Source organism: Crinalium epipsammum PCC 9333 (genome assembly GCF_000317495.1).
GTDB classification, from domain to species: Bacteria; Cyanobacteriota; Cyanobacteriia; order Cyanobacteriales; family PCC-9333; genus Crinalium; species Crinalium epipsammum.
In genome coordinates, this window is the sequence record NC_019753.1 from 1,572,030 (window position 1) to 1,594,328 (window position 22,299).

Sequence of the window (22,299 nt, forward strand, 5' to 3'; positions counted from 1 at the left end):
GGTTAAAGAGTAAAATTAGGATACAATAAGCTTGTTGCAAAACAAATAATTACATCTGTGTTTATCTGTGTTCATCTGTGGTTAATTATCAAAATTTTGGCTAATACAATAAATTCAACGATCACGCGAAATATTTTAATCATCACTTTTAATTTTTATTTGTCATCGCTCTGATTTTTTTATTCAACTCTGATTTAGGAACCATATAAGGATTGTTTGCATGGCGATATTACATGGTAGTTGGTTAACTAAACCTCAAGGTGGTTATTTATTTATTTGGGGAGAAACATGGCGCAGAATTACCTCAGTTGAAATTGCTGAAGATGATCTACGATCGCATCCTCTAGCAATGACGCAAGAAGAGTTCATTGCGTTTTTAAAATCCCGCAATCTTACTATTGGCAAATTTTTAGAAACATCGGGAAGTAGTAAGGCGAAAACAGACGGTAAACATAGATGGAAATCAGAAGCGATCGCATTTCCCACCCCGATATCCGAAGAAACACAAAAATACCCGGAATATTCTCCTAAAACATCCGATCTTGACTTACAGCAATGTCAGCTAAAATTATGGCAAGTTGAAGGATATTGCCTTGAACCTTTAGAAGCAATTAAATTTTTACAAGCATTACCGCTAGGATCTTTTAAAGCAACAGATGCTTATTTAGGTGGAGATATCCGCTTTTGGTCTCATGTTTGCCGTTGGAGTTTAGATTTACTAGCAAGATCTAAGTTTTTACCAGGAATAAATCGACAGTTGGATGGTACTGTGTCGGCTTGTTGGCAACCATTATTAGATAGTGCTGTAGATCAAGCGCGGTTAGAAACATTTGCCCAACAAATGCCAACTTTGTGCCGTACTTATCAACAGTTAGAAGTTAATAATCAAGAATTAACATCAGAAAGAATTGATACTGCATTTTTAGCATTAGAACCAAAAACATTAATTTTTGGATGCTTAAGTAATATTATAGATTCCCAATGTCGCGCCGCAGCATCATCGCTTCCTAAATCAGGGATGAATGCTTTACAAAATGCAGAATTGATCGTGCGTCAGTGGCTACAATCTTTAGCAAGCGATTCTAGTATTTTAGAGGCAGATTCAGCAACAATAGCCCGTTTAGAGACAACATTGCGGTCTTGGACAACACCAATTCAAGAGCATTTAATTAATTTCATCGATCAAAACTTAGAACAAAATCAATTTCGTACTTGTTTTATCCTCCACCCACCAACTACAGGCGTTAATGAATGGAAATTAGAGTATTGTCTTCAAGCTGTTGATAACCCAGATTTTTTAGTAAACGCCGAAACAATTTGGAATAACCCTGTTGAACATTTAGTTTATCAAGACAGGACAATAGAAAATCCTCAAGAAACTTTTCTTAAGGGTTTAGGGTTAGCTGTGCGGTTATATCCTTTAATAGAACCGAGTTTGCATCAGCCACAGCCAGATTCTTACAACTTAAATCCAATAGAAGTATATGAGTTTATCAAAGCATCTGCATGGCGGTTGCAAGATAGCGGTTTAGGAGTAGTAATTCCACCTAGCTTAATGCCTGGAAAAGGTTTAAGCGGAAAAATGGGATTAAAGATTAAAGCAGAAGTTCCTAATAAAAAAGAACGTTTAGGTTTACAAAGCTTACTAAAATTTAAGTTAGAATTAGCTGTTGGCGATCGCACTATTTCTAAGGCAGAATTTGACCGCTTAATGGCATTGAAAACACCATTAGTAGAAGTAAATGGTGAGTGGATAGCACTACAACCACAAGATATCCGCGCAGCAGAAGCAATTTTAGCTACGCGCCCAGAAAATTTATCTTTGTCTGTTGAAGATGCTTTACGTTTGAGTACTGGCGATACGAAGACATTGGAAAAATTGCCAGTAGTTAGCTTTGAGGCTTCTGGGGTATTGCAAGAGTTAATTACTAATTTAACTGATAATCAGGCGATCGCACCCCTACCAGCACCCGCAAATTTCCAGGGACAATTACGACCTTACCAAGAGCGAGGAGTAGGTTGGTTGAGTTTCTTGGAACGTTGGGGCTTAGGCGCTTGTTTAGCAGACGATATGGGATTAGGTAAGTGCATTTTACCACACTCTTTCGTTTTTGTCAATGGCTTAATCCAAAAAGCTGAAGAAATATGGCAAGCTAATGTTCAAGATGAGCAGTTCGATGGTGAAGGTTTTTGGGCTAATCCCAAGCATCCATTGATTGTGAATGCTATAAACGAGCAGACTGGGAAAATTATATTAGCTCAAATTCAACGTCTTTATCGGCAAAATGTCCAAGAAAAGTTAAGGACAATTAAGCTGAAAGACGGCAGCAGTATAACTATTACCCAACGCCACAAATTATTAACGAATAAAGGGTGGACAAATAACTTACAAGTTGGCGATTATGTTTGTGTACCAGCCAAAATAGTTTGGGAAGGAAAACCAGAAGACCCAGATTTAGTTAAATTCTTAGCTTGGCAAATTGCAGAAGGATATGAGGAGTGTAATCGAGCATCTCTTAAAATCACCCAGAAAGATGCAGCAACTTTAGAAGAATTACGCCTAATACTCCACCGTTTTAGCGAAAATTATGGCATCAATATCAATCGTCCTGCTGTTCGCATTCGTGCTAATAACCGAGCCGCCGATTTAAGTTTGAATAGCAGAGAATATCAAAAATTCCTTGAATCTAGAGGATATAAATGGGGAAAACTTTCAGCAGAAAAAAGTTTTCCACCTTTTATCATGCAAGCAGACTTAAATAGTGCGGGTATCTTTCTCAGAAACTATTTTGATGCTGAGTCTGCGGTTATTCATAGTATGCGGAGTATAGAGATTGCTACTGCTTCACCTGTACTAATCCAACAACTATCTGTATTACTGCGACGCTTTGGAATTTGGATGAGAATACAACCAAAGCAGAAACGGGCTACTAATGGCACTGGTATATTTAGAACTTATTATATTGGTGTGATTGGTGGTAACTCTGCTCGTAGGTTTTTGCAAGAAATAGGATTTGGCAATCCCGAAAAGCAACGCAAGTTAGAAATAATCTGTCAGATAGCAAGTAATACAAACGTTGAAGGTATTCCGGCTTCGGATATCGTAGCAAAGGCAATAGAAATAACTCAGCTACCTGTGCGTCATTTTGGGATGCACACCACTGTATATATAAATGGTTCACAACAATTTTCTAGAACTAGCTTAGAAAAAGTAATAGCTGGATTTGACCGCATTATTAGTGGTGAAGCAGAGAAAGAATATCGTCAGCAAAAGCTTTCTAAATGGACAGTAAAAACACTTGAACGCTATGATCAACTCGATTTAGAATTGCTTACTCTAACTCAAAAAAGTTTACAGCGTTTGCTCGAACTAGAAGTTTTTTATTGTCAAATTGATGAAATTGAAGAAATTGATTATCAAGGGTGGGTTTATGATTTTGAGGTGAGTGAGCATCACAATTTTGTTGCCAATAATATCCTTTGTCACAATACTATTCAAACTTTGGCATTTTTATTGCATCTTAAAGAAGAAGAAGCATTAGCAAAACCAACGCTTTTAGTTTGTCCAACTTCAGTGTTAGGAAATTGGGAAAGAGAAGTACATAAATTCAGCCCAACGCTCCAAGCTTTAGTGCATCATGGAGATAAACGCGCCAAAGGTAATAATTTTGCTAAAGCAATTAAAGGTAAAGATTTAGTAATTACCAGTTATGCACTTGTTTATCGAGATGCCAAAAGTTTAGAAAATATTTCTTGGCAAGGTGTAATTTTAGATGAAGCGCAAAATATTAAAAATCCTGAAGCGAAACAGTCGCAAGCAGTGCGAAAATTACCAACAGAGTTTAAAATTGCGCTTACGGGTACACCTGTAGAAAATCGCTTATCAGAACTTTGGTCAATTTTAGATTTTCTCAATCCAGGCTATCTCGGAAACCGTCAATTCTTCCAGCGACGGTTTGCAATTCCCATTGAAAAATATGGGGATACAGACTCATTAAGAACATTGCGATCGCTCGTTCAACCCTTCATCCTCCGCCGCCTTAAAACCGACCGCACAATTATTCAAGATTTACCCGAAAAACAAGAAATGAACGTATTCTGCGGACTGTCAGCAGAACAAGCAAATCTTTATCAAAAAATGGTAGATGATTCATTAAATGAAATTGAAGAATCTGAAGGCATTCAACGTCATGGATTAATCTTAACCTTGTTGTTAAAACTTAAGCAAATCTGTAACCATCCAGCACAATTCTTAAAAGAAAAAAGCTTAGATACTAATCAAAGATCCGGTAAATTACAACGTTTAGAAGAAATGTTAGAAGAAGCAATATCAGAAGGCGATCGCGCCCTAATATTTACCCAATTTGCCGAACTAGGCAAACTTCTACAACCCTATCTTCAAGAAAAACTAGGTTGGGAAACCATATTTTTATACGGTAGCACCCGTAAACAACAACGCGAAGAAATGATCGATCGCTTCCAAAACGATCCAGAAGGACCAAGAATATTTATCCTCTCACTTAAAGCAGGAGGAACAGGACTAAACTTAACCAGAGCAAATCACGTTTTTCACTTTGATCGCTGGTGGAACCCCGCAGTCGAAAACCAAGCAACAGACCGCGTATTTCGTATCGGTCAAAAACGCAACGTCCAAGTCCATAAATTCATTTGTAACGGTACACTAGAAGAAAAAATCAACGACATCATCGAAAGCAAAAAACAACTAGCAGAACAAACAGTAGATGCAGGTGAAAGCTGGCTAACTAAAATGGATACAAACCAGTTACGCAACTTACTAATGCTAGATCGCAGCGCCATCATCGACGAAGAATAAAACTCCAAACACATCAAGCTTATAAGAATATTTATCACCGCCATTCCCCCTTTGCGACCTTTGCGTTTCCTTTGCGCCCTTGGCGTTAACAAAAAGAATCATGTATACCACAAATAACCCTCAAAACTCAACCAATATTTCCAGTAGAGAATGGTGGGCGCAACAATGGATAGACTTACTAGAAACCTCCCGCTTTAAAAAGCGTTTAGAAAGAGCGCGTAACTACGCTAGACAAGGCAACGTCCTTAACATCGACTTTGAAGGAGGAAAAGTCTTAGCAAGAGTACAAGGAACCGATCCAGAACCTTATAAACTTACTATATCCCTTGACTTATTCGATGATGAGCAATGGGGTTATATCATTGAAACCTTATCCCAAAAAGCATTTTTTTCTGCTCAACTATTAGCAGGAATAATGCCGCAAAACATTCAAGAAGTTTTCAGTGCAAATGGTTTAAGCTTATTTCCCTTCACCCTCCCAGAAGTTCATTCCCAGTGCAGTTGTCCTGACAAAGAAGTACCTTGCAAGCATATTGGGGCAGTATATTATTTGTTAGGCGATCGCTTCAGTGAAGACCCATTTGTATTATTTCAACTACGAGGTCGTACAAAAGAGCAAATTCTTGAAACCTTACGCCAACTGCGTCGCGCTCATGTTTCATTACCAGCCGACGCAGAAGACACAAAAATTACTAACACTCAATTACAACAGCCAAAACAACAGCCAACACCGTTAAAATTAAATCAATTTTGGCAGTATAACCAGCCATTAGAATCATCGTTAGTTGTGATTACACCAGCAGCGAATAGCGAAAATATTTTAGATATACTTGGAACAATTCCACTAGCATCTGATGCTACAGCAAATCCTGGCTCAAATATGTCCCAGCTAGTTAATCAGTATTTAAATAGTATTTATCAAACTGTTAGCCAACAAGCGGTTGTATCAGCATTAAATAGAGAAGAATAAAATTAACAAAACTTTACTAATGTAGTGTGGGCATCTTGACATAAATAATGTTTTGCATTGCAAGTAGAAGTTGAGCAACAGCAAAATCTCTACTACTGTACTATAAGTTTATAACACTAAAAGTAAGGGTGAGCCAGAAAATGAATCTAGTTCAAGTTTTAAAGTATTGTAGGATAATTCCGATCGCACTGGTGGGGATGATCGACGTTGCATCAGCCGCCCCTTTGACTGCAAACCAGGCTGCTCAATATGCCCAACCTATCTTCGCTAAAGGCTTTAATAATGTAGGTTTAGGTCCAACTACTAAACCGAATGAAGTTGCAGTATTATGCAGACGGGTTCCCAAGCAGGTAAATACTTTCAGTTGTTCTGGGAGACGCTTAGATAAGTATTGTTCAGGAACTATGACAGTCTATAAAACAGCCCAAAACAAATATAAGCACAAAAATGATAATTTCGGTTGTGTAGCTAGCTAACCCAAAAAAACAGAGCAGCTATGGCGGTTGGAGAGAGTCAGAAAAATTAGGAAAATAAGCAATGATACTGACGTGGTGGCAACCACGTCAGATACTTATCATGTTCCTGAAAAATGCAATTAACCAGGATAAATTGTTCCATCAGGAAAAATTGCCCCCGCCAAAATTGCCCCAGTTAACTTAACCATTATTTTGTCATTAAATCCTATTTTAGCCCCAGTTAAATCTGCTCCCCTCAAATCTGCTCCACTTAAATCTGCCCCAATCAAATTTGCTTCGCGCAGACAAGCATTACTCAAATTTGCTTGCAGTAAATTAGCTCTAAATAAATTAGCCTTATAGAGATTTGCTCCTTGAAGATTTACCTTATGTAAAAAAGCATCGCTCAGGTTAGCATGACTAAGGTTAGCATCACTTAAATTTCTCCCCGAAAAATCTTTTTCTTTCAAATCCGCACCACTCATATTTGTACCGCTCAAATCTGAAGCAGGTTTTCGCTCCTGGTATTGAGAAGCCGTTGGTGGCTGTTTATAATAACTAGGCGTTGGTGGCTGCTTATAATAACTAGGCGTTGGCGGCTGCTTATAATAACTAGGCGTTGGTTGGCTAGATGGACGCGGTTGAGCCTTCGGGGTTGGAGGGTTCTTTCCAATTAACCGCAATTGATCGCGAGCATGATTTATTTCTTTCAATTTATCCTGAGCTTTTTGCTGTAGCCGAGGATTATCTGTAGGAATGCGATCGGGATGCCAAATGAACGCTAAATCCTTATAAGCTTGGTTGACTTCTTCCAAAGAAGCCCCTGGTGATAGTCCCAGTACTTGGTAGTATTTATTTAGCTCATCCATTTACAGCAGTCTACCAAATAATTAGTATTTTTGATTTAGCAATCTAGACTTCTTCAACCTCAAGTAGAGGTACCATAAGAGCGGTAAAACTAAAAGCTAATACCAGTGGAATTGGAGATTTAATTACATAGGCGCAAATAGATCCACTAAAACTGACAACCAGCGCAGCAGCTACGCACAGCTTTTCTTCAAAGCAAAATCCTTTATTTGCTTTAATTAATTTTAAAGCTCTTGGAGGAATTGGCTCAGGCATAACTGCACCAGGTGGAAAAGCCCAGTAGTTACCACTATCAATAACTAAATCTGTCCAACCATTTTCTTCACACCATTCTTGAATCCAATGCTCACAAAAATGCTTCATAGATAAACTAAGATTCATAAATATCCTGTTAATTATCAACAAGTAGTTCTTAAACTTTTAATTACTTAGAGTTTTTATTAAATAATTACTGACAGCAAAAAATATAATTATTTTTTAAGATTTAGTATTTATAAATAGATCGTAAGTTTAAAAGCATAATAAAATTATCTACCTAAACATATAAAAATAGCTATTTGCTTAACTAACCTTAAGGTTGAGATAATTTTAAATGGCTGCTAGGTATTTAGCAGTTTTGCCCTTGGTGATGTTTAGAAAAGTCTTAAGCAACCATAATTAAGTGATCTAGGCTGAATGAAGTATGCGCTCCTGATAGCCGTAATTTTTCCTGGGTAGTTACCGCGCATCTAAATAAGGTGCATTTAAAAAAGTGCGTAGGCGGATCAGCGTCGTAGACATCGCCAAGTATAGTAAAGCAAAAAGGCGAAAAAGCTAAATTTATTCGCCTTTTGTCTTTGCTTTTCGCTGGGGTCATTAACCATATTGATAAAATTAGCTTACTGACCAAACTCAAGCCGTGCTTGCTCTACTAATTCACCTGTCACCATTTGTTGACCAGTAGCACGAGCCAATTGTTCAACCCTCTGACGAGCCTGCGCCCGTACAAAAAAGGGAATATTCTTCAGCTTAACCTTAGCTTCAGGTGTCCACTCTAAAATTCCTGTCAAATCAGCATCACGCATAATCAGTGAGCAATTATCAGTTATCTATTACCAGTATATTGTTTCATTTATAGCAATTAGCGGTCAGCTATCAGCTTCTAAAGCAATGCTTGCTATGTAGGCTTTTCTTTATTCAAAAAGCTAACTGCTGATAGCTGACGGTACAGAGAGCTATTTAACCACCAATTATCAAAAAAGGCTCCTGTTATAAAAACAAGAGCCTAATCAATTATCAGTTCTTAGTCAAAAAACCAGAACTCTAAACGTAGAGCCTAGTCAAGTTCATTCATTGCCATTACTGGCTCATTTTCACGGTCAATACCTTTTTCAAAACCAGCAGCAGCAGCGCGTGCGCGACCAGCGTGCCATAGGTGACCGACTAGGAAGAAGAAGCCTAGTACAAAGTGAGAGGTAGATAACCAAGCACGTGGGTTCACATAGTTAAACCCGTTGATATCGGTAATAATACCGCCCACAGAGTTCAGTGAACCGTTGGGAGCATGAGTCATGTACTCAGCAGCACGACGAATTTGCCAAGGCTGAATATCATTCTTCAGTTTGCTGAGTTCTAAACCATTAGGACCACGTAATGGCTCTAACCAAGGGCCACGGAAATCCCAAAAACGCATTGTTTCACCACCGAAGATGATTTCTCCAGTAGGAGAGCGCATCAGGTATTTACCTAGACCTGTAGGGCCTTGAGCAGAACCAATGTTAGCACCCAAGCGTTGGTCACGAACTAAGAAAGTCATTGCCTGAGCTTGAGAAGATTCAGCGTTAGTTGGGCCGTAGAATTCGCTGGGGTAAACAGTATTGTTAAACCAAACGAAGCAGGAAGCAATAAAGCCCATTAAAGACAACGCACCCAAGCTGTAGGAGAGATAAGCTTCTCCAGACCAGATGAACGCACGACGCGCCCAACCAAAAGGCTTGGTGAGAATGTGGTAAATACCACCAAAGATGCAGATCAAACCGACCCAAATGTGACCGCCAATAACATCTTCTAGGTTATCAACGCTGACAATCCAGCCTTCACCACCAAATGGCGACCTGGTTAAATAACCAAAGATTACTGCTGGGTTCAAAGTTGGATTGGTGATGACACGAACATCACCGCCGCCTGGTGCCCAGGTGTCATATACACCCCCAAAGAACATCGCCTTAGCGACCAACAGCAAAGCACCAATGCCCAACACAATTAGGTGGAAACCTAAAATGCTGGTCATTTTGTTCTTGTCTTTCCAGTCGTAACCAAAGAAGGCAGAATACTCTTCTAAGGTTTCAGGACCACGAACAGCATGATAAATGCCACCCAAACCAAGAACAGCAGAGGAGATTAGGTGCAGAACACCAACAACAAAGTATGGGAAGGTATCGGTGATTTCACCGCCAGGACCAACACCCCAACCCAAACGGGCGAGGTTAGGCAACAAGATAAAGCCTTGTTCGTACAGAGGCTTTTCTGGGACAAAGTGAGCGACTTCAAACAAAGTCATCGCACCAGCCCAGAATACAATCAGTCCCTGGTGGGCAACGTGAGCGCCCAACAGCTTACCAGAAAAGTCTATGAGACGGGCGTTCCCAGCCCACCAGGCAAAACCTGATGATTCTTGGTCGCGACCACTGCCCGCAACCATTGCACTATTAAAGGGCGTTTCCACAGGGTATTACCTCTTCAAAGAGATGAATTATGACAAATGAATACAGAAAGTTAAGATGAATTGATTCTACATTCAACTTTACTTTTTTTACAGAGCGTTACCACGAGGAAGAACTTCTTCAGGGAACACAAAAGTCTCGTGAGGTTGGTCAGCAGGAGCCATCCAAGCACGGATACCCTCATTGAGCAGAATATTCTTGGTGTAGAACGTTTCAAACTCAGGGTCTTCCGCAGCACGGATTTCCTGGGACACAAAGTCATACGCCCGTAGGTTCAATGCTAAACCCACAATCCCAACTGAACTCATCCACAAGCCTGTAACTGGTACAAACAACATGAAAAAGTGCAACCAACGTTTGTTGGAGAAAGCAATCCCAAATATTTGTGACCAGAAACGGTTGGCGGTCACCATACTGTAGGTTTCTTCTGATTGGGTGGGGTTGAATGCCCGGAAGGTGTTGGCTTTGTCGCCGTCTTCAAATAAGGTGTTTTCTACTGTTGCTCCATGAATGGCACACAGTAAAGCACCACCTAAGATTCCTGCTACTCCCATCATGTGGAAGGGGTTCAATGTCCAGTTGTGGAACCCTTGCAAGAATAGCAAGAAGCGGAAAATTGCTGCTACTCCAAAGCTAGGGGCAAAGAACCAACCGGATTGTCCTAATGGGTACATTAGGAATACAGACACAAATACCGCAATGGGACCTGTAAATGCTAAGGCGTTATAGGGACGAATGCCGACTAGACGGGCGATTTCTAGCTGTCTTAAGCAGAAGCCGATTAAGGCAAATGCTCCATGCAATGCTACAAATGTCCATAAGCCGCCGAGTTGGAACCAACGAGTTAAGTCGCCTTGGGCTTCTGGTCCCCACAGTAGTAGTAGGGAGTGTCCCACGCTGTTAGGTGGGGTGGATACGGCTACTGTCAGGAAGTTGCAGCCTTCTAGGTAGGAGGAGGCTAGTCCGTGAGTGTACCAACTGGTGACGAAGGTTGTGCCTGTGAGCCACCCGCCGATGGCGAGGTAGGCGCAGGGGAATAGTAGGATGCCACTCCATCCTACGAACACGAAGCGATCGCGCTTGAGCCAGTCGTCTAGTGCGTCAAACCAGCCTTGTCCTGCTGGGGCGCGTCCAACTGCAATTGTCATCTTAAAACCTCTTGGTTTGAATCAAATCCTCGATCTTTAAGGGGAACAACACCTTAAATACCAGAGGAGTTAACATTTTATATTTGGCAGTACAATCCCATCCATGTTCAAGGATAAGATTTTTGGCAAGGACTGACTCTAGTGTGCTATCAGCTAATTGCTTGTAGCTATTACATCCTAGCCAATTTACAACAACCATACTCACGCCCTGATAGATTTAACCAACAGCAGTTTAGTGGTTGTGTCCCTAAACTGCTTTTCTTTAGTTGAAGGAACGTTTTCTGGGTCTAGGCATTGCCAAGAGTCTTGCTTTTGTACCCAGACCTATCCATTCTTATCTAGACTGGAATTACTAAGAGGTCAGAGTCTCAGATTTGTTTAAGTTTATTTATTGAAAATATCAGAAATTTTACAATTTGACACGCACTTTCTCATAAAACCCTGGGTTAGTTACTCAACTTAACGTATTACTTTTGTTAAGATGCGTAAGTTTTGATAGGAAGAAGGGTGGGGATGTGACCCTGCTCTGGCATAGAATAGAAACTAACTTTGGTAAGCAAACCCAGATGTTCCACTAATCCCACCTGCTTAAATATGTGGGAGTATCGAAGCAATTTTTCTTTAAATTTACGTTGGATTTAACTAAAATTTCATGGCTGCACCGACAATCTCTACAGATAACCCTGTTCTTAAGCAACCGATTTTAGGCTCTCGTCGGTTCAGTAACTATTGGTGGGCTTCAGTTGTATCTGTGGGAGCAACAGGCTTTTTCTTAGCTGGAATTTCCAGTTATCTCAAAGTAAATCTTTTGCCTTTTAGCGATCCCACTCAACTGCTATTTGTTCCCCAAGGGATAACGATGGGGCTTTACGGTACTGCTGGCTTACTGCTGGCGCTATACCTGTGGTTAGCGATCCTCTGGGACATCGGCGGTGGCTACAACGAATTTAATCAGCAAACCGGAGAAATTCGCATTTTTAGATGGGGATTTCCTGGGAAAAACCGCCGAATTGAAATTAACTGTAAGGCAGAGGATGTCCAAGCAATTAGAGTAGATATCAAAGAAGGACTAAACCCACGTCGCGCTCTCTATTTACGAGTTAAGGGACGGCGGGATATTCCTCTATCGCGTGTTGGTGAACCGATCTCTTTGTATGAGCTAGAAAGCGAGGGCGCTACGTTGGCTCGTTTTTTGAGTGTTCCTTTGGAAGGATTATGAGCGGTTGCGGTTTGTACCGTTTGATAATATGTAAGGGCTAGGGGGCAGGCAGGAGAATGATTATAAGCAATTCACTACATCCGTAATTGACTGCAATCTTCTCCTTGCCCCCTACTTTTTTGTTTCCTACCTTTTGATATCTCTGCTTATAATTCAGTAGCTCTGGCTACAAATAGGTAAATTAAAAATGCAGATAGAAATCCGGCGCTGGTTATTATTATTTTTAGCCGTTGGTGGTTTGATTATTGGTGGATGTGATACCCAACAGGCATCTAGGGTAAATTCAGCCAGCCCTACAAGTACTCAAACTACCTCTGTTCCTACTCCTGTGGCTAGTAGTCCACAACTGAGTAATTTACCGCGACTTGAAGGCAAAGCCACTGTGGTTTTAACGGTTAAAGGCTCTCCAATTACGATGGAAGTAGATGGAACTAATGCCCCGATTAGTGCTGGTAATTTCGTTGATTTGGTTCAACGGGGTGTTTACGACGGGCTGGTTTTTCACCGAGTAGTGCGGGAACCACAACCTTTTGTTGTTCAAGGGGGCGATCCCCAAGGTAAAGATCCGAAGTTTCCACAGGAGCGGTTGGGAACTGGTGGTTTTATTGATCCAGCTACTAATCAACAGCGTTATATCCCTTTAGAAATCAAGCCAAAAGGGGCAACAAGTCCAATTTATAGCCAAACTTTCAATAGCGCGGGTATTTCTGAGCCACCAGTGTTGAGACATACACGGGGGGCGTTGGCGATGGCTCGATCGCAAGATCCAGATAGTGCTTCTTCTCAGTTTTATATTGCTTTAGCAGATTTAGCGTTCTTGGATGGCGATTATGCTGTTTTTGGCAAAGTTACCGAGGGAATGAGTGTAGTTGACAAGATTCAACAGGGCGATCGCATTGAATCTGCTAAGGTCACTAAGGGCATCGAAAACTTGAAAAAAGCACAGTAGATCAATTAACAATTATCAGGTCTGAATGTTAATTGTTAATTTTGATCGCAAGTTGAATTTTTTGCTCGATTTACAATCTAAAATTCAAACCTAAAATTTTGTGGTTGAGGTTGTTGTTACTGGTGTTGGCTTAATTTCGGCTTTAGGGGATCTGGAAAATACTTGGAAAAGTTTAATTGCAGGTAAATCTGGGATTATTCCACGCCAAATATTTACAGAATTACCAATATTTCCTCTAGCCCTGATTGGTAAAATACCCAACAATCTTACAAATATCACTGAGTTGGTGGTAGCAGCAGCATTAAAAGATGCTGGTTTGTTGCCACCTTTAATTGATTGTGGGGTAGTAATTGGCTCAAGTCGCAGTTGTCAGGCATCTTGGGAAGAGTTAGCTAGACAATTTTATAGGAGTCAGCAGCAATTAGGATATCAAGATACTGCTAGTTCTAATTGTGTAATTTCTTTATCTTCAATTGCTCAAGAGAACACCATAAAATTAGAGCATTGGTTGGATACTTTACCTAACAGAGCGGCGATCGCAACTGCTCGTCAAATAAGTTCTGCGGCTCCTGTATTAGCGCCAATGGCAGCTTGTGCTACAGGTATATGGGCGATCGCACAAGCATATAATCTCATTCAAACTGGGCAATGTCAGCGTGTTATTGCGGGTGCGGTGGAAGCAGCTATTACACCCCTAACTTTGGCAGGGTTTGACAAAATGGGCGCATTAGCTAAAACTGGTGCGTATCCTTTTGACTGCAAACGATCAGGGTTAGTTTTAGGTGAAGGTGGCGCAGTATTTGTTTTAGAAACAGCCGAGTTAGCACAGCGTCGGGATGCAAAAATATATGGTGAAGTTTTGGGATTTGGCTTGACAGCAGACGCTTATCATGTATGTGCTACTGACTCAAGGGGTAGTAGTGCGATCGCAGCCGTTAAACAATGTTTAGAACGCAGTAAACTTTTGTCAGAGGATATTGATTATATCCACGCTCACGGTACAGCTACTCAGCTTAATGATCACCATGAAGCACAGTTAATTAAATATTTATTTCCTCAAGGTGTTGCTGTTAGTTCTACTAAGGGTGCTACAGGTCATACGTTGGGGGCTTCTGGGGCTTTAGGCGTAGCTTTTTGTCTGATGGCGATGGAATCTAATTTGCTACCTCCTTGTGTAGGTTTAACAGCACCAGAGTTTGATTTAGATTTTGTCACTGTGGGACAGTCGCGTGAGGTACAGAAGATGCTTTGTTTGAGTTTTGGTTTTGGGGGTCAGAATGCTGTATTAGCTTTGGGTAAGGTGTAGCAGGGGCAGTCTTTTTTTTGAGATCAAATAAATTGTCATGAATTTAACGGCAGAAATTCTCTCACAACTACCAGGAGATGTATTAGGAGGTCTACGTCGCGCTGATAGCCTCTGGGAAGCAATTAAGGATAATACTTTACCAATTCCTGCGGTAGTTAAAGAAAGCCAGCTACCCTTAGAAACTGTAGATTTAGATATTGTTATTTGCGGTGGCACACTAGGAATTTTAATTGCTGCTACTTTACAAATGCAGGGCTACCGCGTTGCTGTAATTGAGCGAGGGATATTACGTGGTAGAGATCAAGAGTGGAATATATCCCGCAAAGAACTAGAAACGTTTGTGGAATTAGGCTTACTTTCAGAAACAGAATTAGAGAGTGCGATCGCAACTCAATATAACCCTGCTCGAATTGCCTTTCCTAATACTCCTGATATTTGGGTGCGAGATATTCTTAACATTGGCGTTGACCCAGTTTTTCTCTTAGAAACTCTCAAGTTAAAATTTTTGGCTGCTGGTGGTCAATTATTGGAACAAACACCTTTTGGTGCAGCAATTGTTCACACCAATGGTGTAAGGGTAGAAGCAGGCGAAAAAGTTTTAAATACGCGCTTATTAATAGACGCAATGGGGCATTTTTCTCCTATAGCGCAACAGGCGCGACAAGGACAAAAACCCGACGGGGTTTGTTTAGTAGTAGGTAGCTGCGCTCAAGGATTTCCAGAAAACGAGACTGGTGATTTATTTGTTTCTTTTACACCTATGCAGCATCAATGCCAATACTTTTGGGAAGCATTTCCAGCAAGAGATGGCAGAACTACTTATTTATTTACCTACATGGATGCTCAACCAGAACGTCCTAGCTTAGAATTTTTATTTGAAGAATACTTACGTTTGTTACCTCACTATCAAAATATAGAACTTTCTCAATTACAGTTTCAAAGAGCATTATTTGGCTTTTTTCCTTCCTACAAACAAAGCCCATTAAGAACACCTTGGAATCGGATATTGCTTGTAGGAGATAGTAGCGGTAGCCAATCACCTGTCAGCTTTGGAGGTTTCGGAGCAATAGTAAGACATCTGAAACGTTTAACAACAGGAATTCACGAAGCTTTACAAAGTGATGCAATAAGTCAGAATGCTTTAGCACTGCTGCAACCTTATCAGCCCAATATTGCTGCAACTTGGATGTTCCAAAGAGCGATGAGTGCTGGTATCGATCAAAAACTTAACCCCGATCAAATTAACCAGTTGCTTGCAGGTGTATTTCAGTCGATGGCGCAGTTAGGAGATGATGTTCTTAGACCATTTTTGCAAGACGTTGTGCAATTTTCAGGTTTATCAAAAACGCTATTGAAAACTGCAATAACTAATCCTGCGATCGTATTACCAGTCATTCCTCATGTCGGATTAGAAACGCTACTGGCTTGGATGGTGCATTATCTTACTTTAGGAGGATATACCGCGCTATATCCTTTAGGAAAAATGATGATGCCCCTAGAGAAAATGTTGCCGCCTATACAGCAATACTATTACCAGCGATTGCTTGATGCTTGGCGATATGGATCTGGAGCAGATTACCGATAGCTCTGTTGCATAAATTGATCAAATCTTATCAAAAATTATCATAAATTTCTTGCCTAAAATAATCATTACATCTGTGTTTATCTGTGTGCATCTGTGGTTAATTCTCTAAAATTTGACTTAGGCAAAAGATTTAATTTTTGCAATAGTCTTAGTTGTTTGTATATCCGTCTAAAATAACAGAGTAAAATCTCACCCAAAAATTAATTTTAAAGCCACAAGTATTTCCCTAATTCGTGTAATTAATTTTTTCCAATCAACTTAAATTATAAAAATATGAACTTTAATTTGGCTCGGCAATACTTTTACCAAGAAATCCAACAGCCTGAACCGCAAATTGATTTAGGCAAGGCAGCCCTATATATTGCAAAAGAACAATATCCCAATCTCGATACAGAGGAATATCTCAACGCCCTAGATACTATGGCAACTGAGATTCAAGAACGTTTGCCAGAACAACGCTATCCATTGCGTACAATTCAAACTATTAACAAATATCTTTATGATGACTTAGGTTTTACCGGAAATAAAAAAGATTATTATGATCCGCGCAACAGCTTTTTAAATGATGTAATTGAGCGGCGTACTGGCATTCCTATTACGCTTTCTTTACTTTACTTAGAAATTGCCCGTAGGCTTGATTTTCCAATGGTAGGGATCGGAATGCCAGGGCATTTTATGATTCGCCCAGAGTTTGAAAATGTTGGCATTTTTGTTGATGCTTTTAATCGTGGTGAAATTATGTTTGATGAAGATTGTGAGGAAAGACTAAGCCAAATTTACCAACAGCCAATATCCTCAATCCCCGCAGAATTGCTGCAACCTGTAAGTAATAGGCAATTTTTAGCACGAATGCTGACAAATTTAAAGATGATTTATTTAAGTCAGCGTAATTTTAGCTCATCGGTGGCGGCAGTTGAGCGAATTTTGTTGCTATTTCCTGATGCTGTAATGGAATTGCGCGATCGCGGTTTGCTTTACTATGAATTAGCAAGATGGCAAGAAGCTTCTGAGGATTTAAAAACATACCTCACTCGTCTTCCTGACGCTGAAGATGCTGAAGTGATTCGACAAGTGCTTAGACAATTATCAGTTAACAATGATCAATTACCATAAAATTAAAGTTGTAGGATCGGAATAACAAATAAATTTTGAATTAAAATAACTCAAGGCGCAAAGCAAACAGGCTCTTTAATTGTTAATTGTTAATTGTTAATTGTTAATTGTTAATTGTTAATTGTTAATTGTTAATTGTTAATTGTTAATTGTTAATTGTTAATTGTTCTCTGCTACTCTTTTGAGACGCTTTAACTGTGCTTGCATATCCTGTTGTGTCCACTTAGCTGCAAACGTATTGAAACCCCAACTAATTAGGGGATTGGGAATTTCAAACTCAAAGCGATTGAGTAACAGCGTTCCTTGAGCATTGGGTTGACATTCCCAGCGATCGCATCCCTGAAAAAATCCCTCAAACCCCCAAACTACCAGCCCTGGTTCCCTCTCAATCACTACACTATTCAGGGTGGGCTGTAATACAGGGATTTGAATCACAAAACGGCTTGTACTACCAACATCAGTACTCCACTCACCTACTGGTTCACAAACCAGCACAGGATTAAGCCATCGGTGCATTAACCCTAAATCTGTAATGCAACGCTCAACCATCGTGGCGTTGGCGTTGATTTGGATAGATTGTTCAAAAAATTGAGGCGACATAAATACTAAGTAGCCGAGTGGAAATAAACTTAACATTGAGGCTGGTCATTGGTCACTGGTCATTGGTCTAGTTTGAGGTCTAAAAATATGCAAATCAGGGACTTTTAAAGCTTAATTCACTATAAAGGAAGATTACAAGCTGATAAAGTGGCGCATAATGTTGTCCATATTGCTCTAACGGTTATTTCAGTGTGGAATTGTGAGCAAACTTGCAGTATATACAACGAATTCCCTAGATAATCCTAAAGCAATCATGGCTACCGCCAAAAGCCCAAGTTTATTTTTGCCTGTAATGTCGCAAAGGGTTTCCTACCAACTATGAATGAAGCTTGGTCAGTAATTACACAAAGCATCAACGCTGATGATCCGCTATTGTGGTCGCAAATATTAGCACAGGCTACCCCAGCCAAACCTCAACCAGCAATTTCCGGAGGTGTTAGCGGACTTTTCCAAGGTCTAGGTTTCAGCTTAGGACCCTCGTTGCTAAATTTAGTTGCTGCGATCGCAATTTTAGTAATTGGTTTGATAGTGGCGCTTGTCGCCTCTGCAATCACTAATGGGCTACTGAAGCGTACTGATATTGATAATCGGCTCGCGGCTTGGATCACTGGACGTTCAGATAGTGCTGATACTCCACCCGTAGAAAAATGGATCTCCAGCATTGTCTTCTGGTTGGTTATGATCTTGGTGTTGGTCGCCTTTTTAGACCAACTTAAATTGACCGTTGTTTCTCAACCTTTAAATAATTTCCTTTCTCAAATACTGGGCTTTTTACCAAAATTAGGCGGCGCAGCCATTTTGTTAGGCATCGCCTGGGTAATAGCTACAGCAGTTAAATTATTAGTAACACGCACTCTTCGTACTCTGCGTTTAGATGAGCGTTTAAATCAACAAGTAGGTTCATCTACTTCTCCTCAACCCAACCAGTTGTCTTTGAGTGACACCCTAGCAAATGCGCTGTACTGGTTCATCTTTCTGCTATTCTTGCCTTCTGTTCTCAGTACCTTAGAGTTACAGGGAACACTGCAACCAGTTCAGACGCTACTAAATGAAGTATTGGCAATTCTGCCGAATATTTTAGCGGCGGTGCTAATTGGATTTGCAGGCTGGTTACTTGCACAGGTAGTACGTCGAATTGTCACAAATTTGTTAGCTGCAACTGGTACTGATCAGTTAGGTCATCGCGTTGGGTTGAATCAACCAGCAGGTGGTAAATCTCTTTCTTGGATTATCGGTACGTTTGTCTATGTACTGATTTTAATTCCAACAGCGATCGCAGCTTTAAATGCCCTGAGAATTGATGCGATTTCTGATCCAGCAACTTCAATGTTGCAGCAGATTCTCAACGCCATTCCCCAAATTTTAACAGCCGCGTTAATTTTGGCGTTAGCTTATTTCTTAGGACGATTTGTTTCAGATTTAGTCACAAACATCCTTACAGGGCTTGGTTTTAATAACATTTTCTCCTGGATAGGATTGCCAACACAACGCCCGAAAGCAATTCTTCCTCCTAGCAGCGCACCTGAAGCATCATTTTCTACTAATACAGAATTTGATTCTATTAATACAGAATTTGACCCATTAACATCACAACAAGCAACTGTAATTCAACCAACACCAACTATCACTCGTACACCTTCAGAACTTGCAGGGATTGTGGTACTTGTTGGGATTATGTTGTTTGCTACAGTAGCAGCAACTAATGTCTTGCAAATTGCAGCACTTACTGTATTAGTAAGCGGCATTGTTGTAGTACTAGGTCGAATTCTTTCTGGTTTAGTAGTGTTTGCAATTGGTTTATATTTAGCCAACCTTGCTTACAGCTTAATTACCAGTTCTGGATCTCGCCAGTCGCGAATTTTAGGTCAAACGGCTCGAATTGCCATTATTGCCTTAGTATCAGCGATGGCACTGCAACAAATGGGCATTGCTAGTGACATTGTTAACTTAGCTTTTGGGTTATTACTGGGAGCAATTGCTGTCGCGATCGCACTTGCCTTTGGTTTGGGTAGCCGTGACGTTGCCGCAGGTCAAGTTCAAGAATGGCTAGATTCATTTAAACAACAGAGATAGCTTAATTTTAAGGGGCGAGAAGTGAGGAATGAGGAGTAAATTAAGCAGATTCTGATTTAAATCTCCCTCGTCTCTCCCATCTCCCCCATCTTCCCCAAAATTAGCCATTGGTCACTCGACGTAAATCAATCTTGGCGGTTAATTCATCTTTAATCCGGTTAATAATTGAAGCCTCATCCAAGTTTGATAAAATACTATTTACAACTGCTTTTGGTCCATCTGGTCCCCAAGAAGCACCATTAGCTAAATAAGTTTTAGTCACTTGTCCAATTACATAAGCAGAGACACCAGCGACACCCGCCTGAGTTACCGCTACAGAAAAATAAGGAGCTAAAGATGCTCCACCCGTTGCTGGTGCAGAAAGACTTAGTAATCCTTTAAGAGAACTTAAACCTAAATTTGCTAAAAGTTCACTAGCAGTAATACCACCCATACTCAGGGCAATTTTTTGCAGTAAACCTACAGCACCTTGCTGAGTCATCCCAATGCCGTAGAGTCGGGATAAAGTCAAAATTAAGGAAATATCAATTACTGCGCCACTAAGTAGATCTACGACGGTTACAGGATTAAGTGCGATCGCCACTGCCTTAGTTATTACTGCTTTCCAAATCAACTGATTGGCGCTTTCATCGCGAATCACCATTTTTCGCTGCACCAACTGATCATTGATGTCATCGGCATAAAGCATCGTATTCAATGCCACCAAAGATTTACCTTCTCGATCTAAAATTTCTAAAATTTTGAGCTTTAATTCCTCTACTTGCGGCGATCCTTGACGGCGTTGTATTCCTCTGCTGCCATCTGGACGTTGCACAGCTTGCGCTACTAATGGTGAAGCTGCCACCATCACAATTTCTGAGGGTTTAAGCAACTGCCGCACCCGTTCATCTCTGATTTTGCGGTATATTGCCTGTCTATCTGCTTCTGGATACTGATCAATTTTGTTAAATACTAGCAACATCGGTTTACCCGCTTCCCTTAGTTGCGAGAGTGCTTCGTATTCCACCTTAGTCATGTCACCAGCAATAATAAACAGAATCAAATCAACCTGCGTGGCAATCTGACGCGCTAAGATTTCTCGTGCTTCGCCATCAACTTCATCAATGCCAGGTGTATCAATCAGTTCTACCTGAGAATTGCCTACACTTGGCAGTGTGACTCTTAAAACATCAGCAGTGCGATCGCTATTCTGGTTAGATAAATTTTGGCTTTCTACACGCCAACTACTACTTTGACTTGTACGGGTAACACCGTGAAGGGGACCAGTTTCAAACGCCTTTTGACCTAATAAAGCATTGAGCAACGAAGATTTACCTCTGCCTACCATGCCAAAAGCTGCAATCTGCACCACAGAGCGTTCTAGCTTATCTAGCATGGTTGCTAGTCCCTCTATCTCCGAATCTAATCCCTCTCTTTCTTGTGGCTTTAAGTCGAGATTGTCTACCAGTTCTCGGAGTGCGTCAGTCGCTTGTTTATAGTTCAGTTCTGCCTGAATCTCTTTAAAGCTGAAAATCGCGCTATCTAGTTCCTGATCCAGATTAGTAGAATTTAAATTATCAGGATTAGAGTCCGACACTAAATTAGTCAAAACCGCTCCTCCTCTTACTTATTTTGATCCTACTCCTTTTGGATAGAGCATGAGTGCTAAAGCAGCTATTACAACTCGTTTGCTATCGTGAGTTTTTAAAGGTTATTAACATCAGACTGATTGTGAGTTCTAAGTATCTGCCAGAAACCATTGCCAATGTCAGGATTACCCAACATTCCTGGCAACTAGGAACAATTGAAGGTGAAGTCAGCGCGGGGGAATTTGTTTGGGAGTTCTACTGGTGTTTCCGCCGAGGTGAACTTGTGGTCAAACCCTCTATGGGAAGAGCTTTAATTCAAGAACCCTTGGGTAGATTTTTAGAGCAGCAAGATTACAAGCTAGAACCAGGGGGTGATTATGCTTTTACTATCCGAGCGCAACTTTAGAAAAATTAGTTTGAGTTTTTCAACATTTTTGTAAGCTATTACCATCTTACATTGAGGATTTTATCATGTATATTTTTACAAATTTAATTTGTCTTTGCTATTTTTAAATATCTTTCAATTAGCAAAATAGCAACAATATCATCTATTGGTCGGGGAGGTTGCCTAAATCCTTGTGGAATTAGGCTAGTAATACCTTTAGGCGGATACATTTGCCAATAGCGATCGCGTGCTTCTAAGCTGCTGTATCGCTCGTCTACCATTAAAATCGGAATTGATTCTAATTCGCTATTGAGTTTCTGTTTCCAAGTTTTTGCTGTGGTTTGATCTCCCATTACTAAAGTAGAAATGGCAAATTCTGCACATAAACTTTGGATAGTTGCGATCGCACTTGCTGATGGCACAACCTCATGGTAAAGCAGTTTTCTGTCTAACCCCACAACAGCTAAACCACACTTGTCTTTTCCTGGATCAAAACCCAAAATCATTTTTCAATTTTTCAATTAA

18 protein-coding genes are annotated in these 22,299 nt (G+C 40.5%); 10 read left to right on the forward strand and 8 right to left on the reverse strand.

What is annotated here, in order from left to right; all coding sequences use genetic code 11:
• Positions 1 to 220: 220 nt before the first annotated feature.
• From CRI9333_RS28315 to CRI9333_RS06690, 3 genes are all read left to right on the forward strand, one after another.
• Entirely contained in the window at positions 221 to 4,834 is a 4,614-nt protein-coding gene (locus CRI9333_RS28315; protein ID WP_015202403.1) for an SNF2-related protein, read from the forward strand.
• Positions 4,835 to 4,934: 100 nt separating this feature from the next.
• Positions 4,935 to 5,804, forward strand: a complete 870-nt coding sequence (locus CRI9333_RS06685) for an SWIM zinc finger family protein (protein ID WP_015202404.1) — start codon at positions 4,935 to 4,937, stop codon at positions 5,802 to 5,804.
• A 140-nt stretch (positions 5,805 to 5,944) separates the two neighbouring features.
• Complete coding sequence (locus CRI9333_RS06690) at positions 5,945 to 6,280, forward strand: hypothetical protein (protein WP_015202405.1); 336 nt, start codon at positions 5,945 to 5,947, stop codon at positions 6,278 to 6,280.
• A gap of 119 nt (positions 6,281 to 6,399) precedes the next feature.
• Here CRI9333_RS06690 and CRI9333_RS06695 read toward each other — a convergent pair whose 3' ends face one another.
• The 5 genes from CRI9333_RS06695 to psbD form a co-directional block, all read right to left on the reverse strand.
• Positions 6,400 to 7,128: a pentapeptide repeat-containing protein gene (locus tag CRI9333_RS06695; protein WP_015202406.1), complete on the reverse strand. Its 729-nt coding sequence runs from the start codon at positions 7,126 to 7,128 to the stop codon at positions 6,400 to 6,402.
• Positions 7,129 to 7,171: 43 nt separating this feature from the next.
• Positions 7,172 to 7,489: a slr1957 family protein gene (locus tag CRI9333_RS06700; RefSeq protein ID WP_041225968.1), complete on the reverse strand. Its 318-nt coding sequence runs from the start codon at positions 7,487 to 7,489 to the stop codon at positions 7,172 to 7,174.
• 515 nt (positions 7,490 to 8,004) lie between these two features.
• Entirely contained in the window at positions 8,005 to 8,190 is a 186-nt protein-coding gene (locus CRI9333_RS06705; protein WP_015202408.1) for a PCP reductase family protein, read from the reverse strand.
• Between the two features lie 251 nt (positions 8,191 to 8,441).
• Positions 8,442 to 9,806: a photosystem II reaction center protein CP43 gene (gene psbC / locus CRI9333_RS06710; RefSeq protein ID WP_157462412.1), complete on the reverse strand. Its 1,365-nt coding sequence runs from the start codon at positions 9,804 to 9,806 to the stop codon at positions 8,442 to 8,444.
• 111 nt (positions 9,807 to 9,917) lie between these two features.
• On the reverse strand, positions 9,918 to 10,976 hold the full coding sequence (gene psbD / locus CRI9333_RS06715) for a photosystem II D2 protein (photosystem q(a) protein) (RefSeq protein WP_015202410.1): 1,059 nt from the start codon (positions 10,974 to 10,976) through the stop codon (positions 9,918 to 9,920).
• Between the two features lie 652 nt (positions 10,977 to 11,628).
• Between psbD and CRI9333_RS06725 the strand changes: the two genes are divergently transcribed.
• From CRI9333_RS06725 to CRI9333_RS06745, 5 genes are all read left to right on the forward strand, one after another.
• Complete coding sequence (locus CRI9333_RS06725; RefSeq protein ID WP_015202411.1) at positions 11,629 to 12,195, forward strand: photosystem I assembly protein Ycf4; 567 nt, start codon at positions 11,629 to 11,631, stop codon at positions 12,193 to 12,195.
• A 187-nt stretch (positions 12,196 to 12,382) separates the two neighbouring features.
• Positions 12,383 to 13,144: a peptidylprolyl isomerase gene (locus CRI9333_RS06730; protein ID WP_015202412.1), complete on the forward strand. Its 762-nt coding sequence runs from the start codon at positions 12,383 to 12,385 to the stop codon at positions 13,142 to 13,144.
• A gap of 100 nt (positions 13,145 to 13,244) precedes the next feature.
• Positions 13,245 to 14,450, forward strand: a complete 1,206-nt coding sequence (locus CRI9333_RS06735) for a beta-ketoacyl-ACP synthase (RefSeq protein WP_015202413.1) — start codon at positions 13,245 to 13,247, stop codon at positions 14,448 to 14,450.
• Positions 14,451 to 14,487: 37 nt separating this feature from the next.
• On the forward strand, positions 14,488 to 16,035 hold the full coding sequence (locus tag CRI9333_RS06740) for an NAD(P)/FAD-dependent oxidoreductase (RefSeq protein WP_015202414.1): 1,548 nt from the start codon (positions 14,488 to 14,490) through the stop codon (positions 16,033 to 16,035).
• Between the two features lie 273 nt (positions 16,036 to 16,308).
• Positions 16,309 to 17,148, forward strand: coding sequence for a SirB1 family protein (locus tag CRI9333_RS06745; protein ID WP_015202415.1), 840 nt, complete (start codon positions 16,309 to 16,311; stop codon positions 17,146 to 17,148).
• Between the two features lie 159 nt (positions 17,149 to 17,307).
• Here the strand turns inward: CRI9333_RS06745 and CRI9333_RS06750 are convergent, their stop codons facing one another.
• The gene (locus tag CRI9333_RS06750) at positions 17,308 to 17,784 is read right to left on the reverse strand and encodes an SRPBCC family protein (RefSeq protein ID WP_015202416.1); all 477 of its coding nucleotides are present in this window, start codon (positions 17,782 to 17,784) and stop codon (positions 17,308 to 17,310) included.
• Positions 17,785 to 18,066: 282 nt separating this feature from the next.
• Here CRI9333_RS06750 and CRI9333_RS06755 point away from each other — a divergent pair, with 282 nt between their 5' ends.
• The gene (locus CRI9333_RS06755) at positions 18,067 to 19,821 is read left to right on the forward strand and encodes a mechanosensitive ion channel (protein ID WP_015202417.1); all 1,755 of its coding nucleotides are present in this window, start codon (positions 18,067 to 18,069) and stop codon (positions 19,819 to 19,821) included.
• 100 nt (positions 19,822 to 19,921) lie between these two features.
• Here the strand turns inward: CRI9333_RS06755 and CRI9333_RS06760 are convergent, their stop codons facing one another.
• Complete coding sequence (locus tag CRI9333_RS06760) at positions 19,922 to 21,409, reverse strand: GTP-binding protein (RefSeq protein WP_015202419.1); 1,488 nt, start codon at positions 21,407 to 21,409, stop codon at positions 19,922 to 19,924.
• Positions 21,410 to 21,531: 122 nt separating this feature from the next.
• On the opposite strand from CRI9333_RS06760, the gene CRI9333_RS06765 reads away from it, so the two are divergent.
• Positions 21,532 to 21,795 (forward strand): DUF3146 family protein, encoded by a 264-nt coding sequence (locus CRI9333_RS06765; protein ID WP_041226448.1) that lies wholly within the window; start codon positions 21,532 to 21,534, stop codon positions 21,793 to 21,795.
• Between the two features lie 83 nt (positions 21,796 to 21,878).
• Here CRI9333_RS06765 and CRI9333_RS06770 read toward each other — a convergent pair whose 3' ends face one another.
• Positions 21,879 to 22,280 (reverse strand): pre-16S rRNA-processing nuclease YqgF, encoded by a 402-nt coding sequence (locus CRI9333_RS06770; RefSeq protein ID WP_015202421.1) that lies wholly within the window; start codon positions 22,278 to 22,280, stop codon positions 21,879 to 21,881.
• Positions 22,281 to 22,299: the final 19 nt, after the last annotated feature.

Excerpts from the sequence above, each read along its gene's own strand:
- CRI9333_RS06740 (WP_015202414.1), top strand. The coding sequence starts at position 14,488 with ATGAATTTAACGGCAGAAATTCTCTCACAACTACCAGGAGATGTATTA.
- CRI9333_RS06705 (WP_015202408.1), bottom strand. The coding sequence starts at position 8,190 with ATGCGTGATGCTGATTTGACAGGAATTTTAGAGTGGACACCTGAAGCT.
- CRI9333_RS06770 (WP_015202421.1), bottom strand. The coding sequence starts at position 22,280 with ATGATTTTGGGTTTTGATCCAGGAAAAGACAAGTGTGGTTTAGCTGTT.
- CRI9333_RS06750 (WP_015202416.1), bottom strand. The coding sequence starts at position 17,784 with ATGTTAAGTTTATTTCCACTCGGCTACTTAGTATTTATGTCGCCTCAA.
- psbC (WP_157462412.1), bottom strand. The coding sequence starts at position 9,806 with ATGGTTGCGGGCAGTGGTCGCGACCAAGAATCATCAGGTTTTGCCTGG.
- psbD (WP_015202410.1), bottom strand. The coding sequence starts at position 10,976 with ATGACAATTGCAGTTGGACGCGCCCCAGCAGGACAAGGCTGGTTTGAC.
- CRI9333_RS06695 (WP_015202406.1), bottom strand. The coding sequence starts at position 7,128 with ATGGATGAGCTAAATAAATACTACCAAGTACTGGGACTATCACCAGGG.
- CRI9333_RS06700 (WP_041225968.1), bottom strand. The coding sequence starts at position 7,489 with ATGAAGCATTTTTGTGAGCATTGGATTCAAGAATGGTGTGAAGAAAAT.
- CRI9333_RS06755 (WP_015202417.1), top strand. The coding sequence starts at position 18,067 with ATGAATGAAGCTTGGTCAGTAATTACACAAAGCATCAACGCTGATGAT.
- CRI9333_RS06690 (WP_015202405.1), top strand. The coding sequence starts at position 5,945 with ATGAATCTAGTTCAAGTTTTAAAGTATTGTAGGATAATTCCGATCGCA.
- CRI9333_RS06685 (WP_015202404.1), top strand. The coding sequence starts at position 4,935 with ATGTATACCACAAATAACCCTCAAAACTCAACCAATATTTCCAGTAGA.
- CRI9333_RS06745 (WP_015202415.1), top strand. The coding sequence starts at position 16,309 with ATGAACTTTAATTTGGCTCGGCAATACTTTTACCAAGAAATCCAACAG.
- CRI9333_RS06730 (WP_015202412.1), top strand. The coding sequence starts at position 12,383 with ATGCAGATAGAAATCCGGCGCTGGTTATTATTATTTTTAGCCGTTGGT.
- CRI9333_RS28315 (WP_015202403.1), top strand. The coding sequence starts at position 221 with ATGGCGATATTACATGGTAGTTGGTTAACTAAACCTCAAGGTGGTTAT.
- CRI9333_RS06725 (WP_015202411.1), top strand. The coding sequence starts at position 11,629 with ATGGCTGCACCGACAATCTCTACAGATAACCCTGTTCTTAAGCAACCG.